The following is a 10,959-nucleotide window of genomic DNA, read 5'->3' on the forward strand; positions in this document are numbered from 1 at the left end:
GCTATCTTTCTGTATTAAAGCAATATCTCATAAGAAAACAGCCAAGTTAAGCAACGTGAATTTAGGGGAAAAATTATAACTCGGGGGTGTTTTTGTGAAAAAACATAAGTTAACTGTTATGTCATTGCTATTAGTACTTTCATTTTTCCTAGCTGCGTGTAACGGAGGTGATGATGGTGAATCAAAAAGCGGAGATAGTCAGGATCCTGTGACAGAAGAAAATGAAGAAGAAGTGACAGAAGAAAATGAAGAAGAAGTGGTAGAAGAGGGGCCTACTGAAGGTGGAGTGGCAACGTACGCTGTAGAATCAGAATTTGATGGTTTATTTAACTTTGCTTTTTATGATGGGTCTGTTGACGGTGATATTTTATCTTTTTTTGATGAAAATTTAATTGGTGTTGACGATAATCTTCAATACGTTCCAGGTATAGCTGACTGGGCAACAGACGACAACATTAACTACACTTTCACATTCCAACAAGGCGTAAAATGGCATAACGGAGATGAATTGACTGTTCACGATTGGGTATTTTCATTGGAAACGATCGCACATCCAGACTATGACGGAGTTCGTTTTGTGAATGTTAGTGATATCGTAGGTGCGCAAGAATATCGTGCTGGAGAAGCTGACAATATAAGCGGCTTAAATGTCATTGACGATTATACGATTGAAATTACATTTGATAAGGCTCGAGTCAATAATTTAGAGAATTTATGGACATATCCAATGAATAGAACTGAATTTGCAGGAATCGAAGTGAAAGATATGTCTGGATCACCTCAGGTTCGTCAAAATCCAGTTGGATTAGGTCCATTTAAAGTAAAAAAAATTGTTCCTGGCGAATATGTTGAGATGGAGCGCTTTGATGACTATTATCAAGGAAGGCCATATTTAGATGGGGTTGTAGTTAAAGTGATAGACAGCTCGTTAACGAAAGGCTTACTTGAGAATGGCGAAGTAGATATGATGGGTGTTCACCCTTCAAATTTAGGCGAAGTTGAAGCATTAAATAACATCGATCTATTAGAAATACCAGGATTATCATATTACTATATTGGCTTCAAAATGGGAGAGTGGGATGGCGATAAAAACGTCATGAATATTGAGAAATATCAGGATAAAAAACTACGGCAAGCGATGTTGTACGCAATTGACCGTCAAGCTTGGGTTGATGCATTTTTCAGTGGCTTAGCACAACCAGTTAATAGACCCGTTCCTTCTGTGCACTGGATTGCTGCTGAAAATGCCATATTAACGAATCAATTTGAATATAGTCCTGAAAAAGCAATGGAGTTACTAGATGAAGCAGGTTATGTTGACGTTGATGGTGATGGATTGAGAGATAATCCATCTGGGGAAAAATTCACCGTTAAGTTTGGACATTATGCTACGAGTAATCCGACTTATGAAGCACGTGCACAAGCAATCCTTCAATATTGGCAAGACGTTGGGCTTGATGCTCAGTTTGCGACTGGTGGTTTAATTGAAGTCAATTTATATTATGACATGCTTGAAAATGATGACCGAGAGCTTGAAGTCTTCTATGGTGGTTGGTATACCGGGACAGACCCAGATCCATCACCATTATGGGGGTCGGATGCTAAGTTCAATTACACTCGTTGGGTAGATGCTGAAAATGACCGACTGTTAGACGATGCATTAGATATGGAAATTGTAGGTACTGATACGGAAAAACGCATGGAAATCTATAAAGAATGGCAGCAATTCTTTAATGAAGAAGTGCCGGTGTTACCAATTATGGAGTTGTATGACCTATGGGCAGTGAATAATAGGCTTCAAGGGACACATATTAACTCAATAGGTGCACAAAATGATGTTCACCTTTGGTATATTTCAGAGTAACAATTTTCAATAATGCTAGATAAGGAGAATGATGATGATTAAATTCATACTAAGAAGATTACTTGGCATGATACCGATGTTACTCCTTATCTCCTTTGTAGTGTTTTCCCTGGCAATGCTCATGCCAGGGGATCCACTTGGTGGAGAAATAGATCCGTCAAATACTAATCCAGAGTATATTGAGGAAATGAGAGAAAAACTAGGATACAATGATCCAATTCCTGTTCAGTATCAGCGTTGGATAACTAACTTTGTTCAAGGTGATTTTGGAAAATCTACAAAATATAAAATTCCAGCAGAACAAGTCATTTTTGAGCGTTTACCTAATACAATTTTGCTAGGCGTTACTTCTTTATTAATTACGTATATCCTCGCTTTTTTTATGGGAAGTTATGCGGGTAGAAAGCCTTATACAATTGCTGACCATACGATAGGTGGCTTTAACTATTTAGTTTTAGCAATTCCTTCATTTGTTGCCGCTATCGTCTCAATATATTTCTTTGCATTTGAACTCGGTTGGTTTCCTTCACATGGTTCAGTCACGATCGGTCTAGAAGAAGGTACACTAGCATATTGGCAAAGTAGATTACATCATGTCTTATTACCCGCAATCGTACTAGGAGCATTTAGTACGGCGTCGTATACGCAGTTTTTACGTAATGATATTATCGAAAGTAGTCGAAAAGATTTTGTTCGAACAGCTAGAGCGAAGGGGACGAAAGAATCAACAATTTATAATAAACATATTTTAAGAAATTCAATCATTCCGCTTGTTACCTTTTTAGGGTTTGATTTTGCAGCACTTGTAGGTGGTGCAATTATTACTGAAACAATTTTTTCTTATCCAGGTATAGGTAATTTATTCATAGGATCTATAAATAGTAGAGATTATGCAGTTGTGATGGCGATCGTAATGATGTTGTCACTATTAACGTTAATAGGGAACTTAATAGCAGATATTTTATACGGTATAGTCGATCCTCGAATTAGAGTAGAGTAGGAGGAATGGTTGTATGGAAGTAGAAACCGATCAAACAACCAAGGTGAAAAAAGCAAGAAAGAATCAATCCCCTTGGGCCATTGCTCGTCGTAAATTCTTAAAGAATAAACTTGCCATGATCAGCGCTGTTTTTCTTGTTTTCATATGTATCATATCGTTTTTAGCACCGTATGTAACGACTGCTGATATTACAAGAGTGAATGTAGGGGAGATGGGACTTGCCCCTTCAACAGATCATTGGTTTGGAACTGATAAAAGCGGGCGCGACGTTTTCACTCGCTTGCTTTATGGTGGTAGAATATCGTTAGTGATTGGTATGTCGTGTACATTTTTGATCATATTGCTAGGAACAATTATTGGGTCGATTGCAGGGTATTTCGGAGGTTTTGTTGATGGAGCTTTAATGAGATTTACTGACTTTATTTTGAATTTTCCTTTTTTAGTATTCGTAATTGTAGTAAATTCTATTTTTATAGGGAAAGTAAATGGTGTTTGGGTATTGATTGGTATTATTAGTGTACTAGCATGGGGAGGCGTTGCAAGAATAGTACGGAGTAAAATACTTGCTGAAAAAGAAAATGAGTATATTTTAGCAGCACAATCAATCGGGTGTTCACCAATTAAAGTTATTATAAGGCATTTGCTCCCGAATGTAGCATCAACAATTATTGTTCAAGCATCGCTCTTATTTGCAAGTATGATCGTTGCCGAGACAGGTTTAAGCTTTCTTGGGTTTGGAGTTCCACAAACCGTCCCAAGTTGGGGAAATATGTTGTCAGTTGCTAGAGAAACGGATACACTTCAAAACAAGCAATGGATTTGGGTGCCTCCTGCAACAATATTAACGTTAACTATTTTATCTATTAATTTTATAGGAGAGGGCTTAAAAGATGCCTTTAACCCAAAATCAGCTCGATAAGAAGGAGAACTTAAAAATAGTCAGTCCCTTGTCCTATATATGAATATAGCGAATCGGGACTGACTATTTTTGAGCTATACAAGACACATGAATGCGTTAATTTTTCTAGTTGTCTTGCTTTACTTTAAATCGTTCAACAGATTTATTTAGTTCTTGTGACATTGACAATAAATTCTCAATTTGTTCACTAACAGTGGCCATATTAGCAGCTGTTTCAGTAGCTGAAGCTGCAACTTCCTCCGTACTTGAAGTTGTTTCCATCGCATAAGATGAAGATTGCTTTGAATGGTCTTGAATTGAAGTGACACTTGTTTTTTGTTCTCCTAATAAATCATTCATAGAATTGATCGTAAGTACAACTTTATCCATCGATGCATTTATTTGTAGTAAAGCCGTTTTTGCTTTTGCGGCTGCCTCAGTTTCTTTTTGCGCTTGTTCAATACTTTGTATCATTGTTTTATTCACATTCGATATGGAATCAAGCACACTTGAAATAATCTCTTCTACTTTGTTAGAGGCATTTCTACTTTCTTCTGCAAGCTTTCGTACTTCATCAGCAACAACTGCAAAGCCTTTACCATGCTCACCAGCTCGTGCAGCTTCAATGCTCGCGTTTAACGCTAATAAATTTGTTTGATCAGCGATATCTCTTGAAGTTTCAAGAATTGTACGAATTTGATTTGTCCTATCTTCTAGTATTTTTACTTCAGTAGAAGATTGATCTGTCGCATTAGCCAATGCTTGAACACCAGTGATGACATCCTCCAAAATCGTTTGATTATCAACAATCGTATCTTGAGTTTCTTCGGCTGTAGTAACAACCTCATTTCTTTGCTTATCTATTTGAGTAGCAATCTCCATAAACTGATCTATTTTGTCGTCAGTTTCTTGACTAATGGCAGCCTGATACTCTGAGCCTTGTGCAATTTCATCGATGGCTGCTGTAATTTGTTCAGATGAGATAGCGACTTCGTTAGCTGTCTGTCTCAATTGTTCTGATGTATTAAGGGTTACGTTTGAGGCTTCTTTAGTATTTCTAACTATACCATTTAAACTAATAATCATATCATCAAATGACTTGGCCAATTGACCGATCTCATCTTTACGCATGATGTTTGTCGTATTCGTTAAGTCACCTTTTGCAATACGCTGAGCTACGTTCATCAATTTCTTCAATGGCTTTACAAGTCGATTTGAAAAGATAAACGCAATAAATGTAATCACAATTTGTGATATAACGATGATAAGAATTATAACATTTCGTATTTCTGTTACTACTCCAAAAGCGATTGACACAGGTGTATCTACAAAGACGGCAATTCCTAGCTCATGATCATATACATAAGAAGTTACTTGCTCATCACCATTTTCATCTTTAAACACTCCGACCCCACTTAATAGGGAAGCATCTTCCGCAAACTCGTTCCCTTCTACTTTTGCAACCATATCACTTACACCTTCGTGATCAAGAAATGACATCAATTCCTGATCATTGGTTTCCAGTTGAGATTGTTCATCTGAGGCAACTCCAAAGCCATCAGATGACACGAGAAACATGTTTTGGTCTGTATTTGATGCAGTTCCTCTAAGTTCCCTCCAAGCAGTACGGATATCTATGTATGTACCAATAACACCTATCGGTTTTTTTACTAAATCTGTTACTACTTTAGACACTTCTAATGTAAATACGGGTCCCAATGTATAGTTACTTTCTTTAACCTTGCCAACGAAAAGACCTGCTTGCATAGCATTCTGATATGCTTCATCATTACTTCGATCTGAAGGTGAGATAGAATACCCTTGTCTCAACTCTTCATTTCCACGATCGTTAATATGGTAAATATCTAAAAATTTAGAATTTGAAGAGCGCATTCTAGAATAACCTTTACTAATATTTTGATCAGTTTCGTTTTTTAGCATTTCTGACATGAGTGTTATTTCTTCAACTGTTGTATTAACGTAGCCCTGTAATGATTGTAACTGAGTTTCAGCAACCATCAATGATTGAGTTTGTATATTTTCTTCCATTTTTTTTGTGACGTAGGGTGTAATAATTAATATAAGTAACAAACCAGTAGTAATCATAGACACTAAAAATAGCAAATTTATTTTAATGCCAATTCCGTGTATATTTATCTTTGTTTTTGTACGATTTGGCTGTTTTTTTGCTATTTTCATCGTGTTCTTATTTTTTCGCACACAAAAATCCCCCTTAAAATAATCAATTATAGCAATTATACCATTATTTATGAAAAGGGAACTATTGATATCGAAAAATTACTTATGTGTGGAAGGTAAATAGAAGTGGATTAATCGTTTAGTTTTTTGCAAACAAAAAGCGCGACGTTAGATTCTTAATACGTCACACCTTTTGTTGAGTGGAGGTAAAGAGAGATCTGTTAATCTATCTTATCTTTCGACCTAACCCCATCGCATTTTTCATTTTTCTTAGCATTTTATTTGCTGTATCATTTGCTTTTTCAGCACCTTCATTTAATATGTCGTCCAATTTACTAGATTCCATTAAATGATAATATTTTTCTTGTATCGGTACTAGTGACTGTTTGACGATATCAGCTAGTTCAGATTTAAATACTCCATAACCTTTCCCTTCATATTGTTGCTCAATTGATGAGATTGGTAGATCGGTTAGTGCGGAATAAATCGTAAGTAAATTTGAAACTCCTGGTTTTTGTTCTTTATCAAATTTTACGATCCCGTCTGAATCAGTTACTGCACTTTTTATTTTTTTCTCAATTGTTTTTGGATCATCAAGTAATGTAATAAATGATTTTGAATTTGGGTCAGATTTACTCATTTTTTTTGTAGGATCTACAAGTGACATGACACGAGCCCCATGCTTAGATATGCGAACTTCAGGGATGGTGAAGATGTCATTATATTTTTTATTAAAGCGTTCGGCTAAATCACGTGTTAATTCAATATGCTGCTTCTGGTCCTCCCCAACCGGAACGAGATCAGTATTATACAATAATATATCAGCAGCCATAAGAGGTGGATACGTTAGTAAGCCAGCAGAAACTCCATCATTACGATTTGATGATTTATCTTTATACTGTGTCATACGCTCTAGCTCACCAATATGAGCAATACATTGGAGCATCCATCCTCCTTCAGCATGTGCAGGTACTTCGGATTGTATGAACAGTGTGGACTTTTGAGGATCTATGCCTACAGCTAAATAAAGAGCTGCTAAGCTTCGAGTATTGTTTCTTAATTGTAATCTGTCCTGTGGTACAGTAATTGCGTGTAAGTCCACAATACAGAAATAACATTGATACTCATGCTGCAATTCTACAAATTGTTTCATTGCTCCAATGTAATTTCCTATTGTGATGGATCCGCTCGGCTGTATGCCTGAAAAAATTGTTTTCATATCATTTTACTCCTTATATTTAAGTTCCTAAAAAATGAACAATTGAATATGTCAAGATGACAAAATGAATTATGTATAGAAAAAAAGCAAGATGTTTGATCATTTAATCATCTTTAGTTTAAAGCACGAAAAACCAGCATTTTAACATTATTATAAGTATTGCAAAATTATATAAAAAAAAAATAGTAAATGCAAACTTTATATTATAAAAACAAAGAAAATTAGCATACTAAAGACTGTAAATCCGAGTAAGTAAAAAACTTATTGCAGTAAAAGAATTATGAACTTTTTTATTCAATTTAATATGAGAAAAAATACATATTTAGAAAGGAGAAGACAAATAGGGAAACATTTCATTGGTTTATTTTTGAAGAAGATACAAAAATAAACAATATAAGCACAACTATTTTATAGGTATATAGAACTATTTATTCGTGTCAAATGGTAAATGTATCAGGGATATCAATCATTATCGTATCAAAATTTATGCATAGCAAGAGGAAAAATTGTATAATAAATTCTGTGGTTTTAAAACTACTCAACATGAAAAATGAATGAAAAGGAGAGAAACACAACATGAAGAAGACAAAAAAGTCATTACTTCTAACATTGATTCTTGCTTTGAGCGTGTTCGTAGCTGCATGTGGTGCAGCAGAAGAAGAACCTGCTAAAGAAGAAGATACGGGTACTACTGGTGAAGCTGCTTTAGCAGAAAACCAAACTTTAAGAATTAATAATAATTCTGAGCCTAGTACTTTAAATCCAGGTTTAGCAGAAGATACGACTTCTTCAGCAGTATTGCTACAGACGTTTGAAGGATTGACTCGTATTGGTAAAGAAGGTAGCCCTGAAGAAGCTATGGCTGAAAACATAGAAGTTTCGGATGATGGACTTACTTATACATTTACTCTACGTGATGGCGCTAAATGGTCAAATGGAGATCCTGTAACGGCTAATGATTTTGAATATGCATGGAAATGGGTCCTTAATTCAGGCGAAGCAAACTATGCATATCAATTATATTATGTAAAAAATGCTGAAGCAGCTTCAAAAGGTGAAGTGTCTATTGATGAAGTGGGTGTCAAAGCAATTGATGATAAGACACTTGAAGTTCAATTAGAAAATCCAACACCTTATTTCTTAGAATTAACAGCATTTTATACTTACTATCCGGTAAATAGCAAAATCTCAGAAGCTAACGCTGATTGGGCTTTAGATGCTGGAGACGACTATACATCAAACGGTCCTTTCAAAATGACTACTTGGGAACATAACGATAAGATCATTTTAGAAAAGAACGAACATTATTGGGATGCGGATAATGTTAAGCTTGAAACAATTGAAATAGTAATGATTAATGATGCAAATACTGAATTAACGATGTTTGATAATGACGAATTAGATTGGGCTGGTAACCCAACAGGTAATTTACCTACAGAAGCACTGCCAACCCTTAAGGAACAAGGTGATTTATCAATCAATCCAATTGCTGGTGTTTATTGGTACAAGTTTAATACATCAGAAGCACCATTTAATAATGCAAAAATCCGTAAAGCTTTCGCGTATGCAATTGATCGTAAAGCGATAGTAGATAATATTTCTCAAGGTGGAGAAATTCCAGCATTGGGAATTATACCACCGACAATCTTCCCTGAAGCTGAAGATCAAGGTTACTTTAAAGATGCTGATATTGAGACAGCTAAACAGCTTTTAGAGGAAGGGTTAGCTGAAGAAGGTTTTGCAAGTGTTGATGATTTACCTTCAATAACACTTTCATACAACACTCTTGAAGCACATGCAAAGATTGCTCAAGCTATTCAAGATATGTGGAAGAAAAATCTAGGCGTAGAAGTTGAATTGTTAAACCAAGAGTTTGCAGTTCACCTTGATGCAATGGATGCTGGTGATTTCCAAATCGCTCGTCTTGGATGGTTAGGTGATTTCAACGATGCAATGAACTTCTTAGAAATCTACAAAGAAATTGGTGGCAACAACGACACTCGTTGGGAAAATGAAGAGTATAAAAGCTTGTTAAACCAATCTAATACTGAAACTGATCCAGAAAAACGTAAAGATCTGTTAAAACAAGCTGAAGAAATCTTCATGGAAGAAATGCCTGCAATGCCAATTTATTACTACACAAATAAGTACGTGAAAAAAGATAATTTAAAAGATGTTGTAGTATCCGGCTTAGGTGATGCACAATATAAATGGGCTTATTTCGTAGAAGAATAATATTTTTTAAAATGATTAAATGTACATCATTAGCTGTTTTATAGCATTAATAAGTAATGGTATATGGAGAATTTCTCCGTATACCATTCTTTACGATTAGGGTTTTGTCAGAATATTGTGGAGGTGTAAACCCTTGTTTAAATATATAGTAAAGCGTTTAGGCTTTATGTTAATAGCACTTGTGTTAATTGTTACGGTTACTTTCTTTCTCATGCAGGCAGCACCTGGAGGTCCATTTACTTCGGAAAAGCCACCACCACCGGAGATCCAGCAAAAATTAAATGAATATTATGGGCTTGATCAACCATTGTATGTTCAATATTTTGATTATTTAGTTTCAGTGGCTAGCTGGGACTTCGGCCCATCATTTAAATACAAAGGTCAATCTGTAAATGACTTTATTAATTCAGGATTCCCTGTGTCGTTAATACTAGGACTGGAGGCTATCTTTCTAGCACTTGCTTTTGGTGTACTATTCGGTGTTATTTCAGCTCTCAGGCATAATAAATGGCAAGACTATTCTGTAATGATTTTAGCGGTATTAGGGATATCTGTACCAAGCTTTATCATGGCATCGGTCCTACAATATGTGTTTGCGATAAAATTAGGGGTATTTCCTGTCGCAAGATTTGAATCATTCTCTTACCATGTTTTACCTGCGATTGCTTTAGCGTCGACACCGCTGGCATTTATCGCACGACTTACTAGGTCAAGCATGCTTGAAGTCTTAGCTTCAGATTATATAAGAACGGCGAAAGCAAAAGGAATAAAGAATACGGTTATCGTCGTCAAGCATGCGATTCGTAATGCTTTAATGCCTGTAGTTTCTTATATGGGTCCACTAACTGCTGGGATTTTAACAGGTAGCTTCGTTATCGAGAGTATATTTGGTATTCCTGGGTTAGGTAGCCACTTCGTTCGGTCGATTACAGATCGTGATTATACAACGATTATGGGTGTAACTGTGTTTTATAGTATATTGTTACTCGTTTCAATCCTTTTAGTGGATATATTATATGGATTAATTGATCCTCGTATTAAGCTTGCTCAAGAGAAGGGGGATTAATATGGATAAACAATTAGAAGAATCACAAACGATACAACAAAACTTACCTAAAGAATTATTCGAAAGAACAAAATCTGAAGCACATGAAGCAGAAAAATTAGGGAAAAGCATCACATTTTGGAAAGATGTTTGGCTACGCTTTAAAAGCAATAAATTAGCTGTATTCGGTATTTTTTTATTGTTCATACTCGGAATTATGGCATGGGTTGGTCCAAGCTTGACCCCATATGATTATGCTACAAATGATTTAACCCAAGCGAACAAAGCACCTTCAAGTGAACATTGGTTTGGCACTGATAGCTTAGGTCGTGACGTGTTTACTAGAATTTGGCATGGTGCACGAATTTCGTTGTTTATCGGTTTAGCTGCTGCAACAATTGATTTAATTATCGGTATCATTTGGGGTGGTTTAGCTGGTTATCTTGGCAAGCGTACGGATGAAATATTAATGCGTATCGCCGATATTTTAACAGCTGTT

The 10,959-nt window shown here is 35.8% G+C and carries 8 protein-coding genes; 6 read left to right on the forward strand and 2 right to left on the reverse strand.

All coding sequences use genetic code 11. The features are described from left to right. Window positions 1-94 precede the first annotated feature (94 nt). Genes opp4A through opp4C form a run of 3 tightly spaced genes read left to right on the forward strand, consistent with a single transcriptional unit; the run spans window position 95 to window position 3,783 of the window. Complete coding sequence (gene opp4A, locus SLH48_RS11420; RefSeq protein WP_320258246.1) at window positions 95-1,864, forward strand: oligopeptide ABC transporter substrate-binding protein; 1,770 nt, start codon at window positions 95-97, stop codon at window positions 1,862-1,864. A gap of 34 nt (window positions 1,865-1,898) precedes the next feature. Next, window positions 1,899-2,864: an oligopeptide ABC transporter permease gene (gene opp4B, locus SLH48_RS11425; protein WP_214482610.1), complete on the forward strand. Its 966-nt coding sequence runs from the start codon at window positions 1,899-1,901 to the stop codon at window positions 2,862-2,864. 13 nt (window positions 2,865-2,877) lie between these two features. Continuing rightward, a complete protein-coding gene (gene opp4C / locus SLH48_RS11430) occupies window positions 2,878-3,783 on the forward strand; it encodes an oligopeptide ABC transporter permease (protein WP_320258247.1) in 906 nt (301 codons plus the stop codon). A gap of 105 nt (window positions 3,784-3,888) precedes the next feature. Here the strand turns inward: opp4C and SLH48_RS11435 are convergent, their stop codons facing one another. Then, complete coding sequence (locus SLH48_RS11435; protein WP_320258248.1) at window positions 3,889-5,982, reverse strand: methyl-accepting chemotaxis protein; 2,094 nt, start codon at window positions 5,980-5,982, stop codon at window positions 3,889-3,891. 205 nt (window positions 5,983-6,187) lie between these two features. Next, window positions 6,188-7,180, reverse strand: coding sequence for a tryptophan--tRNA ligase (trpS, locus tag SLH48_RS11440; RefSeq protein WP_320258249.1), 993 nt, complete (start codon window positions 7,178-7,180; stop codon window positions 6,188-6,190). A 576-nt stretch (window positions 7,181-7,756) separates the two neighbouring features. On the opposite strand from trpS, the gene SLH48_RS11445 reads away from it, so the two are divergent. From SLH48_RS11445 to SLH48_RS11455, 3 genes are all read left to right on the forward strand, one after another. Next, the gene (locus tag SLH48_RS11445) at window positions 7,757-9,415 is read left to right on the forward strand and encodes a peptide ABC transporter substrate-binding protein (protein WP_320258250.1); all 1,659 of its coding nucleotides are present in this window, start codon (window positions 7,757-7,759) and stop codon (window positions 9,413-9,415) included. 133 nt (window positions 9,416-9,548) lie between these two features. Then, window positions 9,549-10,481 (forward strand): ABC transporter permease, encoded by a 933-nt coding sequence (locus SLH48_RS11450; protein WP_320258251.1) that lies wholly within the window; start codon window positions 9,549-9,551, stop codon window positions 10,479-10,481. A gap of 1 nt (window position 10,482) precedes the next feature. After that, window positions 10,483-10,959 (forward strand): ABC transporter permease (locus SLH48_RS11455; protein ID WP_320258252.1); only part of this gene is annotated, 477 nt, incomplete at its 3' end.

The sequence above is a fragment of the Cytobacillus sp. IB215316 genome, from assembly GCF_033963865.1.
Taxonomy (GTDB): domain Bacteria; phylum Bacillota; class Bacilli; order Bacillales; family SM2101; genus Nanhaiella; species Nanhaiella sioensis.

Bases quoted from the DNA above. Each gene is read 5' to 3' on its own strand.
- opp4B (WP_214482610.1), top strand. From the start codon at position 1,899: ATGATTAAATTCATACTAAGAAGATTACTTGGCATGATACCGATGTTA.
- opp4C (WP_320258247.1), top strand. From the start codon at position 2,878: ATGGAAGTAGAAACCGATCAAACAACCAAGGTGAAAAAAGCAAGAAAG.
- trpS (WP_320258249.1), bottom strand. From the start codon at position 7,180: ATGAAAACAATTTTTTCAGGCATACAGCCGAGCGGATCCATCACAATA.
- SLH48_RS11445 (WP_320258250.1), top strand. From the start codon at position 7,757: ATGAAGAAGACAAAAAAGTCATTACTTCTAACATTGATTCTTGCTTTG.